A 16,412-nucleotide genomic window follows, 5' to 3' on the forward strand; every position below is an offset into this window, starting at 1 on the left:
ATACTTTCAGGAGGTGGCGGGAAAACGGTAGACCTGGTGAGCGTTGTCACCCGACGCCCATACGGCGATCCGCAGCGCGTCCGGCAGGCTCAGCTCGTCGGCGTCCACCCGGTCCTGGAGCAGACCGGCGAGGCCCTGTCGGAAGGCCAGCGCGCCGAGGTGGTAGAACTCGGCCACACCGTAGGCGTCGGAGCTGTACAGCAGTTTGCGGAACGGGGTGATCTCCAGCGCCTCCGCCAGGATCGCAGAGGCCCGGGCGGGGCCGACATGGTGCAGCGTGAGACCCACGTCGAGGTACACCTGCTCGAACACCGCCGACAGATAGGCGGCCTGCCGCTGGTACGGCCAGCAGTGCAGCAGCAGCACGGGGATCGTTCCGGCGGTCAGGTGCAGCCAGTCCGTCAGGTGGGTGGGATCCACCCGGTGCAGCCGGATGTCGGCGTCGCCGAACCCGGTGTGCAGCTGGAGCGGCAGCCCCAGGTCCACGGCGGTCCACAGCAGATGCCGTACGAGAACCGGATCGGCCAGTCGGCCCCCCGCGGCGAGCCAGCGCCGGGCCGCCTCGGTGACCGCCGGGGCCGGGGGCCGTACGGGATCCAGGTCGAAGCCGGTGCGATAGGCGGCGACCGACTTCACCGCCACCACCCCCGGCTCTCGCACGGCCCGCTCCGCCGCCGCGCGGAACGTGTCGGCGTACGCGTCCGGTTCGACTCCGTCGGCGGCCACCGTCTCGGCGACGCTCTCCAGCCGTACCACCTCGTACGCGGTGGCGTCGGCGGCCCGCGCCACCTGCTGTGGTGTGCTGAGGGGGACCGGCGTGTAGCCGGTGTCCACGCAGAACACGCCGGTGCCCGCGGCGGCCAGGAAGCGGCGGTTCACCTCGGGGGCGCCGAGTTCGGCCCGGCGGGCGAGGTACACGTCGGCGGGGGCGTGGCGCGGCAGGTCGAGGAGGGGAGCGCAGTGGCGGCGCACGGCCACCCCGGCCGGCCTGTCGAAGGGCGAGATTCCCGGCCAGGGCTCGCCCTCGGTGAGCAGCGACTCGAAGGCCCGGCGGTCCAGGTCGTCCGTCGCCACTCCGTGGCAGTGGTGGTCAACCAGCCGCACGGTGGCGAGCCTCTCGTGGACGGGCCCCGCGCGCACGTCAGTACGTCCACCGGTACGCCGCGGCCACCCGCTGGTCGTCCAGCCCGTGGACGGCGGCGATCTCCCCGAGACGTACGGCGGTCACCGCGTCGGCGAGGACCGGGCCCAGCGCGTCCCGCAGCCGGGCGTCCTCGCGGAACTCCTCGACCGCCTCGTCCAGCGAGGTCGGCAGTCGGCGCACACCGCGGGCCGCGGCCTCCTCGGCGTCGAACCGGGCCGGGTCCCCGGTGATCTCCTCGGGCAGCGGGGCCGAGGACGTCACCCCGTCCAGGCCGACGGCGATCAGACAGGCGAGCGCGAGATACGGATTGGCGGCCAGGTCGACCGGCTTCACCTCCAGGTTCGCGGCCTGGTCGCGTACGCCCGACATCCCGGTGATCACCCGTACCGCCGCCTCCCGGGTCTCGCGGCCCCAGGCGGTGAACACCCCGGCCCACTGCGACGGTTTGAGCCGGAGGTAGCTCGCCGGGCTCGGCGCCGTCACCGCGGTGAGCGCGGGCAGATGGGCTAGGACTCCCGCCGTGAACGACTCGGCCTCCTCCGTCATGCCGTGCCGCCCCGGGCCCGAGGAGTGCAGGTTGACGCCGTCACGCCAGGCGGACAGGTGGACGTGGCCGCCGTTGCCGACACCCTGGGCGAAGACCGCCGGGGAGAAGGAGACGGCGAGGCCGTGCCGGGCCGCCACCGCGCGGACGGTCTGCCGCACCAGCACGCTCCGGTCGGCCGCCGCCACCGGATCGAGCGCGCCCACGGACACCTCGAACTGCCCGGCCGCGTACTCGGGATGGAGCTGCTCGACCTCTACGCCCTGCTCGGCGAACGCGGCCAGCAGGTCGGCGGTGTAGTCGCTGAGCTCGACCTGCCGGGTGGCGCTGTACGCCGGTCCCGTCGTCGCCGGCACGAAGTCACCGCCGGCCGGCCCCTGGCCCACGGCCCACTCGACCTCGATGCCTGCCCGGAAGGTGAGGCCGTGCTGTTCGGCCGCCTCCCGGACGATCCGGCGCAGGACGGTCCGGCCGCACCCCGGATGAGGCTCGCCCTCCTGGGTGATCCGGTCGACGGGCGCCCACGCCCAGCCCGGCTGCCCGACCAGCATCACCAGGTGGTCCAGGTCGGGATACAGCCGCAGATCGCCGTCCGGCGAACCCAGCACGTCCGTGGTGACGATCGAGTCGTTCGCCAGGAAGGTGTCGAACACCGGGGACATGCCGACACCCCAGGCCGCCGCGGTGGCGAGCCGGGCCGTCGGGACGGTCTTCACCCGGGTGACGCCCGCGGTGTCGACGTAGGCGAGGACGATGCCGTGCACGCCCCGCCCGGAGAGCTCCCCGGCGAGCGCCGCGGCCCGTTCGACGTCCCCGGGACGTCCGCCGGGGACGGGGTCGGCAAGCGTGGTCATATGTCCTCCTCGACGAGCCCGGCCGGACCCGTGGCCGGGTCGGCGCCTGCGTCAGGGTTTCACGGCCACCGCGCCGAACTGCGGTACCACGACGGGGGAGTCGGGCTCGGCACGCCACTGCGAACACGACACCAGTCCCGGCTCCAGCAGCTCCAGGCCCTCGAAGAAGGCGGCGATGTCCGCGCGGCTGCGGGCGGTGATCGGCGGTGTGGCGTTCTCGTTCCAGAACTTCATCGCCGGGATCTGGCCCTCGCCGCCGAGATCCGCGTCGAAGGTGGGGTGGGTGAGGGCCAGGTGGCTGCCGGCCGGCATCGCCGCCATCACCCGGCGGGCGATGTCCCGGGCCTCCTCGGCGTCCAGGACGAAGTTGAGAATGCCCAGCATCATCACGGCGACCGGCTTGTCGAAGTCCAGGGTCCGCGCGGCGCGTTCGAGGATGGCGTCCGGGTCGTGCACATCGGCGTCGATGTAGTCGGTGACGCCGGCGGCGGTGCTGGTGAGCAGGGTGCGGGCGTGGACCAGCACGATCGGGTCGTTGTCGACGTAGACGATCCGCGATTCCGGGGCGATCCGCTGGGCGATCTGATGGGTGTTGTCGACCGTCGGCAGCCCGGTGCCGATGTCGAGGAACTGCCGTATGCCCTGTTCCTCGGCGAGAAACCGCACCGCGCGGCCCAAGAACCAGCGGTCGGCGCGGGCGATCTCCCGGATGATCGGGAACATTCCGGCCACGTGGGCCCCGACCTGCTGGTCGACCTCGTAGTTGTCCTTGCCGCCGATCCAGTAGTTCCAGACGCGCGCGTTGTGCGCCACACCGGTGTTCAGCCTCGCCGACGTGTCTGTGGGTGTGTGGCTGTCGCTCACGTCCGTGCTCCTTCTCGCGCCTGCCGCCGTCGCCGTCATTGTGCCGTCCGATGATCAGCTCTGTCCCAGGAACGGCCGGAGCGGTGGGAGGTCGCGGAAGGCGGTGAGAGGCGGTCGTGGGAGGGGAGGGAGACGAAGGCGACGGCCGGGCGAGGTGCGGGAGACGGTCAGTCGACGGGCGGTCAGTCGATCTCATACGGGTCCGGGGCCGGTGTCCGGCCGGCCAGCACGTCCGTCAGACGCGGGGTGCCCTGCTGGACCGCCCGCTCGACGGAGTCGTCCTTGCCGCCGTCGGGTCCGCCGCCGGTCACGGTGATCGCGTCGCTGCCGACGCGTACGACGGCGACGTCCAGGGTGAGCGTGGTGGGCACGTCGTCCGCGGTGCCCTGCACGACCACCTGCAGTCCCTGCCGGGCGTCGCCCTCCTTCGGCACCGGGGTCTCCGTCACCTGGACCGTGCGCTTGTCGCCCGCCGAGTCGGTCGCGGTGAACTCGTCGCACTCCGTCGGCAGGGACTTCAGCCAGTCCAGGGAGTCGTCCAGGGCGGCCCGGTCGTAGGCGGCGACCTGGTAGAGCAGCCGGGAGTCGCCCTCCTTGAAGCCGGTCAGCGCGGATGCGCCCGACGGCTTGCCCAGCAGATCCTCGTCGTAGAGCGAGTCGAGCAGCTTCTGGCAGTCCGCGGCGTCGGCCTTGGCGGTGAGGAAGTCGGCGACGTCCACCTTGCCGGCCAGCAGTTTGTCGCGCCAGGACGCGGCGTCGGCGACCTTCGTCCAGTCGTCCTCGATGTCGGCCTCGGTGATCAGCGCGGCCCGTGCTCCGGCGTCGGTGAGACGGGCTCCGGAGGCGGGGGGTGACGTCGCGGCGAGGGGGGAGGCGGCCCGCGACGCGTCCGCGACGGGCGACTCGGCGGCACCCGATCCCTGCCCACCACTGTCGCCGTCCGAGCAGGCCGACGCGGTCAGCAGCACACCCGCCGCCAGGGCCGACGCGAGGAACCGGACGGCGGGGGCACCTCCCGTGACGGTGCGGCGATGGGCGCGGGACGGACGAGCGGTCATGACGGGACGCCTCCAGACATCGACAGATGCCCCCAGCGGACCACCGGCCCTCGTGGCACACCAGCGCACGGGCCTGTTCGGGTGAGCGGACCGCCATGGACGGCGGCGACTCGAACGCCCCGCCCGGCATGCCCGACCGCGCCCCCGCTACGAGACTGTCCTACATACGGCTGCGGCCGCACACGACACTGTCCGCACGCGCACCGTCCACAGACGACATCGTCCGCACCCGGCCCCCGGACCCCAAGGAGCGGTCATGCTGCCCGGATTCCTCACCAGGGCGGTCGAGGCGCTGTTCGACCGCGAGGGCCGCTCCCTCCATCTGAGGGCGGCAGGCGGCGCGCTGATCGTCCTCGTGGTCGTGATGCTCATCGGCTCATGGGCCGTGATCGCCGCCGAACAGGGCACGAAGAGCGCCAATCTGACGACCTATCCGAGAGCCATCTGGTGGTCGGTCGAAACCGCGACCACCGTCGGATACGGCGACTTCTACCCGGTGACCCTGTGGGGCCGGATCGTCGGCGGGGTGATGATGGTCGTCGGCATCACCACGTACGGCATAGTCACCGCGGCCCTGGCCACCTGGTTCGTGGGCAGGGAGGGCAAGCGGCGCGGCCGGATCGCCCACGAGGTCGGTACGGACCTCCACGCCCTGCACGAGCGCTTCGACCGTATCGAACGGCTGCTCGCGGGTCGGCCGAAGGACGACTGAGGCGGCGTCAGCTCGGGCTCACGTCACGACCTGAGCGGATCGTGGCCGATCGTCATCAGGAGATGCCGGCGGCGCGTCTCCTCGGCCTCGGGCTCGTTCTCCACGCCACTCTGCTCGGCGACGGTGTCCACGACGTCGTACATCACGCGGACGTCGTCGTCGGTGAGATCCGTGCGCCGCTTCTGGAGGATCTCCAGAACGTGCTGCCCCGTGGGCGTGCCCGCGTGTTCTGGCAGCGGCTCCGTGCTCTCGTCGGCGTCACGCACCCGCAGCCAGGCGGCCAGTTCCTGCGAGGTCATGTTCACCGCGCGGTGGAAGCCCTCCCACAGCGCGTCCATTTCGAGGGCGTCGGTCATCAAGTGCCTCTTCTGTGCTACGAGTTCGGACCGGGGGTGGGACCGGGCGGCCGGTCAGTCGTTCCTGGGCCAGTTCTCCGCGTCGAACATCCAGCGCTGCTTCTCCAGCTCGGCGGTGATGGTGATCAGCAGGTCCTGGGAGACCGGGTCGGCCTTGTCGGTCGCCTCGATGCGCTCGCGCAGTCGCCCGATGGCCGCCTCCAGGGCCTCGACCATCACCTGGACGACGTCGGTGTCCCGTACCCAGCCGTCCTTCGGGCTCGGCAGGGTGAACGCCGACGCGATGGTCTCGGGCCGGCCGTCCGGCGGCAGCCCGAGCGCCGCCGCTCGCTCCGCCACGGTGTCGGAGAACTCGCGCGCGGCCGTCACCACTTCGTCGAGCTGCAGGTGGATCGACCTGAAGCGCGGTCCCACGAGGTTCCAGTGGGCCTGCTTCCCGATCAGGGACAGCCCGACAAGGTCCACCAGAGTGCTCTGCAGCGCGTCCCCGACCACCTGCCGGGCGGAATCGGGAATCGTGCTCTTCACGACAGTCATACGGTGCTTCCCCTTCTGGCGTCGTCTCCGGCCGAACGGAGCAGCGCGTCCCGTTCCTCCTCGCAGGTCCCGCCCCACACGCCCGAGGTCTGCCCGCAGTCCAGCGCGAACGCCAGACACTCGGGGATCACCGGGCAGCGGGCGCAGACCCGCTTCGCGGCCGCGATGTCTCGCAGCGCAGGTCCGGTCGTGCCCACGGGAAAGAACAACTCGGGGTCCTCTCCCACGCAGGCAGCGCTGCGCAACCACTCCATGGCAGCGCGGGTGCCCACCGCGAACCGGTGCAAACACCTCGCGGCGACGCCTCGCGGGTGCTGTCTCAGCTCGTGAGCACCTCGTCCACGAAGCGAGTCACGTCCGCGAAGACCGTCTCCCGGTCCGTCTCGTGGAACACCTCGTGCCGGGCGCCCGGGCGGAGCCGCTCGGTCAGCCGGCCGCCGCTCAGCGACTCGACGCCGACCCGGCTGCCGGCCAGCGGCACGAGGCGGTCCTCCTCGCCGTGCAGCCACAGCAGCGGCAGCCGTCCCACGTCACCGGCCTTGGAGGCGGTCTCCAGGGTCCGCGCGAACGCCTCCAGCGTCGGCCGTTTCATCGGTCCGTGCCACACCAGCGGATCCGCCGCGTAGGCCGCGCCCACCGCCGGATCACGGGAGAGCGCGGCCGGGCTGATCGGGGTGTCGGGGATCTCGTCCAGGGCCAGCAGCCGCCCCGGCAGCTCCCACGCGCCGATCACCGGCCCGGACAGCACCAGCGCGGTGAGCGTGTCGCCGTGGCGCTGCGCGTAGCGGGCCGCGATCAGGCCGCCCATGGAATGCCCGACCATCACCACCGGTACGTCGGGATACGCACTCCGGGCCGACCCGGCCACGGTGTGCACGTCGGTGACCACGTCCTCGAAGTCCTCGATCAGTACGCGCTCGCCCGCCGACCCTCCGTGACCGACGTGGTCCGGGCCGAACACGGCCGCTCCGTGCCTCACGAGGACCTCGGCGAGCTCCTCGTACCGGCCGATGTGCTCGCCGTACCCGTGGACGAGGAGCGCGACGTACCGGGGTCGCTCGGCCGGCCACTCCCGTGCGCTGATCGCGCCCCGGGTCCCCGGCAGGACGTGCTCGCGGGAGTCGGTCATGTCTCCTCCGAAGGGGGTCGGTGCGGCTCCTCGGGATCTTCCCAGGGGCCGGCGGACGGGTCCATACGACGCTGCCGCACCGGATGCGGGAGCGGCGCCCACACCCACAGGCCACCTGGCGAGACGCTCCTTACGGGCCTCGGTTCCTTGCACATAGCATCGGTGTTCGCATGAACACGATGACCCTCTGGCACATCACCGGCTGGGAGTTCGCCGCCCTCGCCTTCGCCGCCCTGCTCGTCGGTTTCTCCAAGACCGCCGTCAGCGGGGCCAACACCGTCAGCCTGGCGGTCTTCGCGGCCGTCCTGCCCGCCCGCGCTTCCACCGGCGTCCTGCTGCCGGTGTTGATCGCCGGCGATGTGCTCGCGGTGCTCACCTACCGCAGGCACGCCCACTGGCCCACGCTGTGGCGTCTGTTCCCGGCGGTCGCCGTTGGTGTGGTCGCCGGCACGCTGTTCCTGATGTGGGCGGACGACGGGATCGTCCGCACGTCGATCGGCGCGATCCTGCTGCTGATGGCCGGGGTGACGGTGTGGCGCCGTCGCACGGCCGACGCGCAGGAGGAGCCGGACACCGTGGCCAACCGGGCGGGCCGCGTCAAGGCCCGCTCGTACGGCGTCCTCGGCGGCTTCACCACGATGGTCGCCAACGCCGGCGGCCCGGTGATGTCGATGTATCTCCTTTCTGCGGGCTTCCGCAAGCTCGGCTTCCTCGGGACCTCCGCCTTCTTCTTCCTGATCGTCAACGTGTCCAAAGTGCCCTTCAGCGTCGGCCTCGGACTGATCGACGGCCACTCGCTGCTCCTCGACGCGGCGCTCGCCGTGTTCGTCGTGCCCGGGGCGTTCATCGGCAAGTGGGCCGTGAACAGGATCAACCAGCGCTTGTTCGAGCAACTGGTGATCGCGGCGACGATCCTGGGCGGCCTGCAACTGCTGCTCCGCTAGGACCTGTCCGACAGAGGCCCCGCGTCCAGGACCTCGTAGGCTCTCGCCATGTCCACGCACGTCCTCATCCTCGGTGGCACCGCCGAGGCCCGTGAGCTGGCCGCCGCGCTGGTGACGCGTCGCGATGTCCGTGTCACGACCTCGCTGGCCGGGCGCGTGGCACGTCCGGGGGCGATCACGGGCGAGGTCAGGATCGGGGGCTTCGGCGGAGCGGACGGGCTGGCCGACTGGCTGCGCGAGCAACGCGTGGACGCCCTCGTCGACGCCACCCACCCCTTCGCCGAGTCGATCACGGCGAACGCGGCTCGGGCCGCCGCGGCGACCGGTGTCCCGGCGCTGGTGCTGCGCCGGCCCGGCTGGCACCCCGGCCCCGAGGACCGCTGGCACCCGGTCACCTCCCTGGCCGTCGCTGCGGACCTGCTGCCCCGACTCGGCCGACGCGTGTTCCTGACCACCGGACGTCTGGGCCTGGCCGCCTTCGCCCACCTCGCGGACCTGCATTTCGTCGTACGGTCGGTGGAACTGCCCCGGCCGCCGATGCCGCCGCGCACCGAAGTGCTCCTGGCCCGTGGACCGTTCACGGTGGCCGACGAGACGGCCCTGCTGTGCGACCACCGCATCGACGTCCTCGTCACCAAGGACAGCGGGGGAGGGGCCACGGCCGCCAAGCTCACGGCCGCACGCGAACTGTGCCTGCCGGTCGTGGTCGTACAGCGCCCGCCCCTGCCGGAAGCCGTGACCACCGTGCCCGACGTGGCGGGGGTCCTGGGGTGGCTGGGCCTCGACCGGCCTTGACCGAGGCCCGGCCGGCGCCGGACCGGGAGTCAGCCCCGGGGACGCCTGCGCAACAGATACGTGTCCATGATCCAGCCCTTGCGCTCCCGGGCCTCCGCGCGCAGTCGCTCGATACGGGGAGCGGCCTCGGCGATCGGGCCGGCGGCGAGGATCTCGTCCGGCGTGCCTATGTAGGCGCCCCAGTAGATGTCGATGTCCTGGTCGGCGTACCGGAGGAAGGCCTGGTGGGCGTCGAGCATCACGACCACGTCGTCGACGCCCTCGGGGAAACCCTCGGCGAGCCGTCGGCCGGTGGTGATCTGCACGGGCCGGGCGACCCGGTTCAGTCCGGTGCGGTGCCGGGCGACCAGCGCCGAGACGCTGCTGATCCCGGGCACGACGTCGTACGCGAAGTCCACCGTGCCCCGGTCGAGGATCTCGTCCAGGATCCCGATCGTGCTGTCGTACAGCGCGGGGTCGCCCCACACCAGGAACGCGCCGCTCTCGTCCTCGCCCAACTCCTCGGCGATCAGCTGCGCGTAGATCTCCGCGCGGGCGCTGCGCCAGTCCCCGACGGCGGGGGAGTACGCGGCTCCGCCCGCGGCCCGGTCGCGCTCCGGATCACGCGCCTCGACCACGCGGTACGTGCCCTGCGGCACATGTGCGTCGAGCATGTCCCGGCGCAGCCCCACGAGGTCCGCCTTCACCTCGCCCTTGTCCAGGACGAAGAACACGTCCGTGCCGCGCAGCGCCTTGACCGCCTGCAGGGTGAGCTGGTCGGGGTCGCCCGCGCCGATACCGATGACATGAATCTTTCGCACGCCCCGAGTCTGCCCCACCCCACTGACACCGCGGACACCGCGTCCATGCCGGTCCCCGCGGCGCGGTGGCGGGTGGTCCGCTCTTCGACGGATCGTGCCGGGGCGGGTGACCAGATGCGGGCGGGTCCACGCCGCTTCCGGGCGTGGCGTCCGCACAGCCCCCGGGCACAGCCCGGGGCAGGCGACGGCGCTGCCGTGGCTACGACACCCCCCGCGCCCCCCGCAGCCGCGGCGCCCGATCCCGCGCGTCCACGCTCTCGCCGTCCCGCTCCACGGCCTCCGCCAGGTCCCGCGCCCACGCCGTCAGCCCTGTCAGGTCCATGTCGTACGGTCGGCGGCGCCCGGTGGCCGACGCCCACTCCGCAAGTGCGCCCGCGCCGCGCCGCAGCAGCCGGGCGCCGCCCGTCACGTTGCCGCGGGCCGCGTGGGTGAGCCCCACGGCGAGCTGGGCGAGGGCCCGCCACAACGCGCGTTCGTCCTCGGGCCCCGACTTCCAGGCGTCCTCGAACACCTCGTGCGCGTGGAACGGCTTCCCCGCGTCCAACAGCGACTGCGCCTCCGCGACGCTCTCCTCCGGGGCCCGGACCACGCCCTCGGGCTGCCGGGCGACCCCGTCAGAGCCGTACGGCAGCGGCCGCCCCAGCCCGTCCCGGGGCCGGGCATTGCGCGCCCGCCCCTCGTCGTCCCGGTCCCGCGCGCCGACCTGCCGTCCTGCGGATGCACTGCCCATACGTCGATTGTCCCGCGCCGGGCACCGACGGCCGCGACCGCCCCACGCCCTCCCCCATCGAGGAGGCCCCCGACGTGCGGTAAAGTTCTGTCCGCGCGTTCCCACGGCTCACCGTGGGAGGCGCACCGGGACGTGGCGCAGCTTGGTAGCGCACTTGACTGGGGGTCAAGGGGTCGCAGGTTCAAATCCTGTCGTCCCGACTTTACGAAGTCGCAGGTCAGGGGCCGTTTCAGAGGAGATCTGAAACGGCCCCTTGATCATGCTCGGGGACCGGTCGGGGCGCGAACCGGAGTGTCGGCTTTCTCGCCTCTCTTACGCAGTACGAGTGAATGAACCGACGGTTCCGTTCAGGGCCGGTCGCAGGTCCTTAGGGTTCCTGAATGGATTCAGGGGCTGTGGGGGAGGCCCCGCGGGCGGAAGGCGCACCGATGTCGGTGTTGGGGAAGTCGCCGGACGTGCTCAGGCGCCGGCCGGGCCGCTGCCATCGGGCAGGGGCACGGACTTGGGGTGCGGCCGGCGTGGCATGTCTCGTGGGTATGGCATGTCTCGTGGGAACAGCGCTGACGTTCGGCGGGCTGTGGGCGGTCGGGAGCGGGACGGCGCGGATGACGGCTTTCGGGCCGTCCACCGGATGCTGGGGGTTGGCGGCCTCCGTGATGCTCCGGGCGAGGGGAACGAGCGGACGGGTGCGGACGCGTCTGCTGCTGTTGGGGGGTTCCGCGGTAGCCGGAGGTGTGTACCGGGGAGCGGTCGCCGTGCTGTCGGCTCAGCCTCCGGCTTCGGGACGGGACGCGCCTTCGCTGCTGGGTTCGGTGGCGGTCACCGGAGTGACGCTGACCGTCGGCCTGGGGATGGCCGGTCTGGTGGTCGCGGCCGATGCCGGTACAGGCCGGCACGTGTTGCTGCGGCGCGTGCTCGACGGGGCCGTCACGGCCGGGGTCGTGTTCATGACGGGATGGGTACTGCTGCGGGGGGCTGGTGACGGCTGGCGGCTGGGGACGGGGATGGTCGGTGTCCTGTGGGCCGCGGAAGTCGTGTTCCTCAGTTTCCTGTTCGCCCTGCGCCGTCTCGTAATGAACGACCAGAGAGCCACTTTGTGGGTCGGGATCGCCGGGCTGTCCCTGATGCTGATCGGCGACACCCTGCGACTTTCGACGGCAGGCCCGCACGGCCCCGAGGTGATGTCCTGTCAGCTGGTCGACGCCTGCGTCACCGCGGGACTCCTGGTGGTCGCTGTCGGCCCTTGGGCGCCCGGCGGGGCGAGCGCCCTGGGTACCGCACAGCCCGCGCTGCGATGGGGGATGGAGGGTGCGGCGGCGTTCATTCCCCTGACGGTGTGCACGGCCACGGCGCTGGGATATGTGCTGGCTCCGCCTGCCGGAGACCCGGTGCCGCTGCTGATCGGCGGAACGGCACTGCTGAGCCTCTGGGCTCGCCAGAGGTTGCTGCCGAGGGAGAACTCCAGAAACGACGACTGAGTCCTCGTGCGGCTGCCCTTCTCGTCTGTGCGGAAGGGGCTTGCCGGCCCGGGCGGCGTCATCCGCCACCATCGAGGTCGGTACGCCGGCGGACTACCCGGAGTTCGTGGCCGAGAAGTTGGATGTCGTACAGCTTGCCCCGAGCGTTGTCGAAGGGGCGGTGGACGACCATCATCAGCTGGTCGTCGAAGGTGTGGAACAACATGCCGTGACCGCTGTCCTGTCTGAGCAGCGGCCGGTGCTGCTGCCACGGCCCCGCGATGTCGCCGGATGCCGAGACGGCGTAGGTCTGTACATAGCCGCCGCCAATGGTGCCGTCCTGGCCGACCGCGTTCTTCTCGTAGGTCGACCACAGCATGAGCAGGGAGCCGTCAGGGGCGTGGTGCACCTGCGGGCCGTCGGTGACATAGGGCGGGAGCTGATGCGGTACGCCGCCCGGGATCTGCTCGTTGAGCCAGAAGGCGTCCGAGGCCTTGAACAGGAAGATCGGATCGCCGATCGTCCGCGACAGGTCCGAAGCCAGCCGGATCGCTTCCATGGTTCCGTCGATGGTCTGCAGCCACTCGTGCGCGTACACCATCCACGGCTGCCCGGACGGGTCGACGTAGAGCGTGCCGTCGAGGGTCATGAGGTTCTCGGGCGGGGTCGGGCGTGAGGGGTCGATGACGGTGAAGGGGCCCAACAGCGAGTCGGACACGGCGGTGATCGTGCCGCGCATGTGGTTCGAGAGCTGGAACGGCGTGCCCCATTGGCCGGGAGGCGGGACCGGAAGCACCTTGTCCTGGTCGTGCAGCGTGGTGAACAGGTAGTACCTGCCGCCCCATGGGTGCACCTCCGGCGCCCATCCGCCGTCGGTCGCCCAGATTCCCTTCTGCTCGGCGGTCAGGAAGACCACCACGGGACGCATCCAGTCGCGCAGGTCGTGGCTGCGGTAGACCATCGTGCCGGTGCCGTCCACGCCCGATACGGACGGGTCGTTGGACGTGTAGAGGTAATAGGTGCGGGTCTTCTTGTCGGCGACGATGAACGGATCGTGCAGCGGCATCTCGGGAAGCCGCATCGCTTCGGTCTCAGCCACGGTCGAAGAATACGTCGACGTGGTGTCGACGTTGTGTCGGCGGGGTGCGGCAACCGGGAGGGGACCGAGGCGGCCATGTCCCAACTGCCGCACCGCCTCTTCCCCTTCGGCGAGGAAATCGGTCGCGCCCCGTGAGGTGAGCCGTTAACTTGCGCCTGAGCGCAGGGAGATACGGGACGCGGCGGCAGGGGAGCCAGGCATGGACACCGAGGGCGCGCGGACCGACCGTCTGGGCTTGCTGCTCGACCAGTTCGACCACGCCAGGGAGATGGCCCAGGCGCGGCTGACGGGGCTCGGCGACGAGGAGTACCTCTGGGAACCGGTGCCCGACTGCTGGTCCATCCGGCGCCGGGGCGAGGCGGTGACGCCCAGGGCGTTCGGGCCGGGCGAGTGGGTGCTCGACCTGGGCGCCTCGCAGATTCCGGCGAACGAGTACGCCGAGGTCGACCGGCAGGCGGCCGGCGGCATGACCGTCGCCGAGATCGCCGACGACTGGAGCGTGAGCGTCGAGCGGGTCGAGCAGATCCTCGCCGGTACCGCTGCGCCGGAGGCCGACGACGTGCCGGTCACGACCATCGCGTGGCGGCTGGGGCATCTGCACTTCCACTTCGCGGGCCCCTGGGAGTGGACCTTCGGCGAACGTCGGCGGGAGCCGAAGCTGCTGGTCGACTTCACCCCCTCCGCCGCCCTGGCGCTCGAGCGGTTCTGGGAGCTCATCGACCGCTGGCGCGACAGCGTCGCCACCGTCACCGACGAGCAGCTCGACATGGTCGGCTTCTCGCAGTACCCGTACAGCAACGACGCCGATTACCCGTACATCTCCGTGCTGGCGGGGGCCAACATCGAATTCATTCATCACATGGCCGAGATCGCGTTGCTCCGCGACCTGTGGCGGGCCCGCTTCACCAAGGGCGGGTAGGCCCCCGGCACGGCGTCCTGGCAGGTCGGCGCCGGGGCCAGACGCTCAGTAGCGTGCCGCGACGGCCGTCAGATAGCCGCGCAGCATGGTCTTCGCCTCGTCGAGGAGGGCCGCGTCGCCCTCCGTGTCGCGGCGGAACGCCTCCTGGGCGAGCGCGTCGGCGGTGAGGATCGCGGCGTGGCAGGCCCGGGCGAGCGCCTCGTCGTCGGTGGCGAGGCCGAGGGCGAGCAGGATCCGGCGGATCCCGTCGGCCATCCGGCGCTTGTGCTCGCGGTCCGCGGCCCGGGTCCGCTCGGTCAGGCCGCTGCCGAACCAGAGGGCGCGGAAGCCGTGTTCGGTGCGGTAGATCTCGGCGTACGCGTCGACGAGGACATCGACCGGGTCGTGCCAGCGCTCGGCGGCCGCTGCCCGGACGAGGTCGTCCATCACGGCTTCGAGCTTCGCGAAGTAGCCGGCCGCCAATGCCTCGATGATCGCGCCCCGGTCGGGAAGGTACTGGTACAGCGACCCCACCGACACCCGCGCCTGAGCCGCGATCCGGGTGGTGGTGAGCGCCTCGACCCCCTCGTCGACCAGCACCCGTTCGGCGGTCTCCAGGACCCGCGCCAGCCGCGCCCTGCTGCGGGCCTGCTGGGGCGTACGCCGGAGGGAGGCGAGACCTGCCGCCCGGCCGAGGTCCGTGGTCGGCTCGTTCACGCGACAACGACCTCCAAATGTGAACGTGACATTGTTTCATGTTTAGGTTAGCGTCGCGCGCATGACCGACTCAAGCTCGGCGCTGGGCGAGGAGCGGGCGGCCGTGGCCGCCGTGTGTCGCCGGCTGGGGGCCGAGGGCCTGCTCATCGGTACGGCGGGGAACGTCAGTGTGCGTGCGGGGGAGCGGATCGCGATCACCGCCACCGGCGCGGTGCTCGCCTCGCTGACCCCGGACCAGGTGACCGTCGTCGATCTCGACGGACAGGTCGTGGCCGGCACCCTGCGTCCGACCTCGGAGCTGGACCTGCACCTGGGCGTCTACCACCGCTACGGCACCGGCGCGGTCGTGCACACCCACGCCCCCATGGCCACCGCCCTGTCCTGCGTCCTCGACGAACTCCCCTGCCTCCACTACCAGTTGCTCGCCCTCGGCGGCACCGTGCGGGTGGCGCCGTACGCCACCTTCGGCACCCCGGAACTCGCCGAATCGGTGCTCGCGGCACTCGAGGGCCGCAGCGCCGCACTGATGGCCAACCACGGCTCGCTCACCCACGCGCCGACGCTCGACAAGGCAATGGAGCACGCGCTGTTGCTGGAGTGGGCCTGCGGTGTCTACCAGCGCGCGGCGGCCCTGGGCCCGCCCCGCGTCCTCGACGAACAGCAGCAGCTCGCGGTGATCGAGGCCGCGCTCGCAAGGAACTACGGCACCACCCAACCCGTATCACCCGAGCAGGAGGGACCCCGATGAAGGTCGTCACGATGGGCGTGCACGTGCTGGACGTACTGGTGCGGCCGGTGGAGGAGATTCCCGAGGGGCAGGGCGCCACGCTGGTCGACGACATCCGGATGACCGCCGCCGGAACGGCCGGCGGCACCGCCCTCACCCTCGCCAAGCTGGGCGCCACGGTCCGTACCGCCGGCGCGATCGGTACCGACCCCACCGGTGACCTGCTGGTGCAGCTGCTCAACAGAGCGGGAATCGACACCGAGTTGCTGGTCCGCCGCGTCGACACCTCCACCTCCGCGAGCGTCCTGCCCATCCGCCCCAACGGCGACCGGCCCTCCCTCCACCTGCTCGGCGCCAACGTCACCTACGGCCTCGACGACGTGCCCTGGGACGCCATCGCCGAGGCCACGCACCTGCACCTCGGCGGCCCCGAGCTGATCGGCGTCGACGTCGCCGCGCGCATCCTGGCGTACGCCAAGGAGCACGGTGTGGTCACCTCCATGGACCTGCTCGCGCCCGGTGTGCTCGGCAGCTTCGACCAGATCGAGGAGGCGCTGCCGTACGTCGACCATCTGCTGCCCAACGACGACCAGTTGCTCGGTTTCACCGGCGAGGACGACCTGATGGCAGGCGCCCAGAAACTCCTGGCCGCCGGCGTCGGCGTGGTCGCGGTGACACGCGGCGGCGACGGCGCGCTGCTCGTGACCGCCGAGGGCACCGAGACGGTTCCCGCCTTCGCGATCGACGTCGTCGACACCACCGGGTGCGGTGACGCGTTCTCCGCGGGCTTCCTGCGCGGGATCAGCCTGGACCGCACCCCCCGTGAGGCAGCCGTCCTCGGCTCCGCGGCGGCGGCGCTGGTGGCGCAGGGGCTCGGCAGCGACCACGGCGACTTCGACCTCGCCGAGGCCGACGAGTTCTCCATGGTGCAGAAGACCCACTCCTGAGCCGCCCCTGACCCACGACCGCCCGGTGCCGGGCGCTCGGGGGACACCGAAACCGCAGGTGACCCCCGAGCGCCCGGCCCGTGATGGTAGAAGCGGGTAT

At 71.6% G+C, this 16,412-nt stretch carries 19 protein-coding genes and 1 tRNA gene; 8 read left to right on the plus strand and 12 right to left on the minus strand.

Going from position 1 to position 16,412, the window contains the following annotated elements:
• Positions 1-6 precede the first annotated feature (6 nt).
• From OHA64_RS41215 to OHA64_RS41230, 4 genes are all read right to left on the minus strand, one after another.
• On the minus strand, positions 7-1,140 hold the full coding sequence (locus OHA64_RS41215) for an amidohydrolase family protein (RefSeq protein WP_405622290.1): 1,134 nt from the start codon (positions 1,138-1,140) through the stop codon (positions 7-9).
• Between the two features lies 1 nt (position 1,141).
• Positions 1,142-2,542, minus strand: a complete 1,401-nt coding sequence (locus tag OHA64_RS41220) for a glutamine synthetase family protein (RefSeq protein WP_405622291.1) — start codon at positions 2,540-2,542, stop codon at positions 1,142-1,144.
• A gap of 51 nt (positions 2,543-2,593) precedes the next feature.
• A complete protein-coding gene (locus OHA64_RS41225; protein WP_405622292.1) occupies positions 2,594-3,406 on the minus strand; it encodes an SAM-dependent methyltransferase in 813 nt (270 codons plus the stop codon).
• Positions 3,407-3,588: 182 nt separating this feature from the next.
• Positions 3,589-4,464 (minus strand): hypothetical protein, encoded by an 876-nt coding sequence (locus tag OHA64_RS41230; protein ID WP_405622293.1) that lies wholly within the window; start codon positions 4,462-4,464, stop codon positions 3,589-3,591.
• 256 nt (positions 4,465-4,720) lie between these two features.
• Between OHA64_RS41230 and OHA64_RS41235 the strand changes: the two genes are divergently transcribed.
• The gene (locus tag OHA64_RS41235; protein ID WP_405622294.1) at positions 4,721-5,176 is read left to right on the plus strand and encodes a potassium channel family protein; all 456 of its coding nucleotides are present in this window, start codon (positions 4,721-4,723) and stop codon (positions 5,174-5,176) included.
• Positions 5,177-5,199: 23 nt separating this feature from the next.
• Here the strand turns inward: OHA64_RS41235 and OHA64_RS41240 are convergent, their stop codons facing one another.
• From OHA64_RS41240 to OHA64_RS41255, 4 genes are all read right to left on the minus strand, one after another.
• The gene (locus tag OHA64_RS41240; RefSeq protein ID WP_405622295.1) at positions 5,200-5,532 is read right to left on the minus strand and encodes a DUF3140 domain-containing protein; all 333 of its coding nucleotides are present in this window, start codon (positions 5,530-5,532) and stop codon (positions 5,200-5,202) included.
• A gap of 54 nt (positions 5,533-5,586) precedes the next feature.
• Complete coding sequence (locus OHA64_RS41245; protein ID WP_405622296.1) at positions 5,587-6,069, minus strand: Dps family protein; 483 nt, start codon at positions 6,067-6,069, stop codon at positions 5,587-5,589.
• The gene (locus OHA64_RS41250) at positions 6,066-6,323 is read right to left on the minus strand and encodes a WhiB family transcriptional regulator (protein WP_405624331.1); all 258 of its coding nucleotides are present in this window, start codon (positions 6,321-6,323) and stop codon (positions 6,066-6,068) included. The genes OHA64_RS41245 and OHA64_RS41250 overlap by 4 nt, the downstream gene beginning before the upstream one ends.
• A gap of 65 nt (positions 6,324-6,388) precedes the next feature.
• A complete protein-coding gene (locus tag OHA64_RS41255; protein ID WP_405622297.1) occupies positions 6,389-7,198 on the minus strand; it encodes an alpha/beta hydrolase in 810 nt (269 codons plus the stop codon).
• 170 nt (positions 7,199-7,368) lie between these two features.
• On the opposite strand from OHA64_RS41255, the gene OHA64_RS41260 reads away from it, so the two are divergent.
• Positions 7,369-8,142, plus strand: a complete 774-nt coding sequence (locus OHA64_RS41260; RefSeq protein WP_405622298.1) for a sulfite exporter TauE/SafE family protein — start codon at positions 7,369-7,371, stop codon at positions 8,140-8,142.
• A 48-nt stretch (positions 8,143-8,190) separates the two neighbouring features.
• Positions 8,191-8,937, plus strand: coding sequence for a cobalt-precorrin-6A reductase (locus tag OHA64_RS41265; RefSeq protein ID WP_405622299.1), 747 nt, complete (start codon positions 8,191-8,193; stop codon positions 8,935-8,937).
• Between the two features lie 29 nt (positions 8,938-8,966).
• Here OHA64_RS41265 and cobF read toward each other — a convergent pair whose 3' ends face one another.
• Both cobF and OHA64_RS41275 read right to left on the minus strand, forming a co-directional pair.
• The gene (gene cobF / locus OHA64_RS41270) at positions 8,967-9,737 is read right to left on the minus strand and encodes a precorrin-6A synthase (deacetylating) (RefSeq protein ID WP_405622300.1); all 771 of its coding nucleotides are present in this window, start codon (positions 9,735-9,737) and stop codon (positions 8,967-8,969) included.
• Positions 9,738-9,936: 199 nt separating this feature from the next.
• Entirely contained in the window at positions 9,937-10,467 is a 531-nt protein-coding gene (locus OHA64_RS41275; RefSeq protein ID WP_405622301.1) for a DUF309 domain-containing protein, read from the minus strand.
• Positions 10,468-10,593: 126 nt separating this feature from the next.
• On the opposite strand from OHA64_RS41275, the gene OHA64_RS41280 reads away from it, so the two are divergent.
• Both OHA64_RS41280 and OHA64_RS41285 read left to right on the plus strand, forming a co-directional pair.
• Positions 10,594-10,667: transfer RNA gene (locus tag OHA64_RS41280), tRNA-Pro, on the plus strand.
• A 486-nt stretch (positions 10,668-11,153) separates the two neighbouring features.
• Positions 11,154-11,945, plus strand: a complete 792-nt coding sequence (locus tag OHA64_RS41285) for a hypothetical protein (RefSeq protein WP_405622302.1) — start codon at positions 11,154-11,156, stop codon at positions 11,943-11,945.
• Positions 11,946-12,003: 58 nt separating this feature from the next.
• Here the strand turns inward: OHA64_RS41285 and OHA64_RS41290 are convergent, their stop codons facing one another.
• Positions 12,004-13,005 (minus strand): glycoside hydrolase family 43 protein, encoded by a 1,002-nt coding sequence (locus tag OHA64_RS41290; RefSeq protein ID WP_405624332.1) that lies wholly within the window; start codon positions 13,003-13,005, stop codon positions 12,004-12,006.
• A gap of 217 nt (positions 13,006-13,222) precedes the next feature.
• Here OHA64_RS41290 and OHA64_RS41295 point away from each other — a divergent pair, with 217 nt between their 5' ends.
• Positions 13,223-13,942: a DinB family protein gene (locus OHA64_RS41295; RefSeq protein ID WP_405622303.1), complete on the plus strand. Its 720-nt coding sequence runs from the start codon at positions 13,223-13,225 to the stop codon at positions 13,940-13,942.
• 45 nt (positions 13,943-13,987) lie between these two features.
• On the opposite strand, the gene OHA64_RS41300 is transcribed toward OHA64_RS41295, so the two are convergent.
• Entirely contained in the window at positions 13,988-14,638 is a 651-nt protein-coding gene (locus OHA64_RS41300; RefSeq protein ID WP_405622304.1) for a TetR family transcriptional regulator, read from the minus strand.
• Between the two features lie 61 nt (positions 14,639-14,699).
• Between OHA64_RS41300 and OHA64_RS41305 the strand changes: the two genes are divergently transcribed.
• Both OHA64_RS41305 and OHA64_RS41310 read left to right on the plus strand, forming a co-directional pair.
• Positions 14,700-15,386, plus strand: a complete 687-nt coding sequence (locus OHA64_RS41305) for a class II aldolase/adducin family protein (protein ID WP_405622305.1) — start codon at positions 14,700-14,702, stop codon at positions 15,384-15,386.
• On the plus strand, positions 15,383-16,312 hold the full coding sequence (locus tag OHA64_RS41310; protein WP_405622306.1) for a carbohydrate kinase family protein: 930 nt from the start codon (positions 15,383-15,385) through the stop codon (positions 16,310-16,312). Before OHA64_RS41305 ends, OHA64_RS41310 begins: the two co-directional genes overlap by 4 nt.
• Positions 16,313-16,412: the final 100 nt, after the last annotated feature.

The sequence above is a fragment of the Streptomyces sp. NBC_00076 genome (genome assembly GCF_045041235.1).
Classification (GTDB): domain Bacteria; phylum Actinomycetota; class Actinomycetes; order Streptomycetales; family Streptomycetaceae; genus Streptomyces.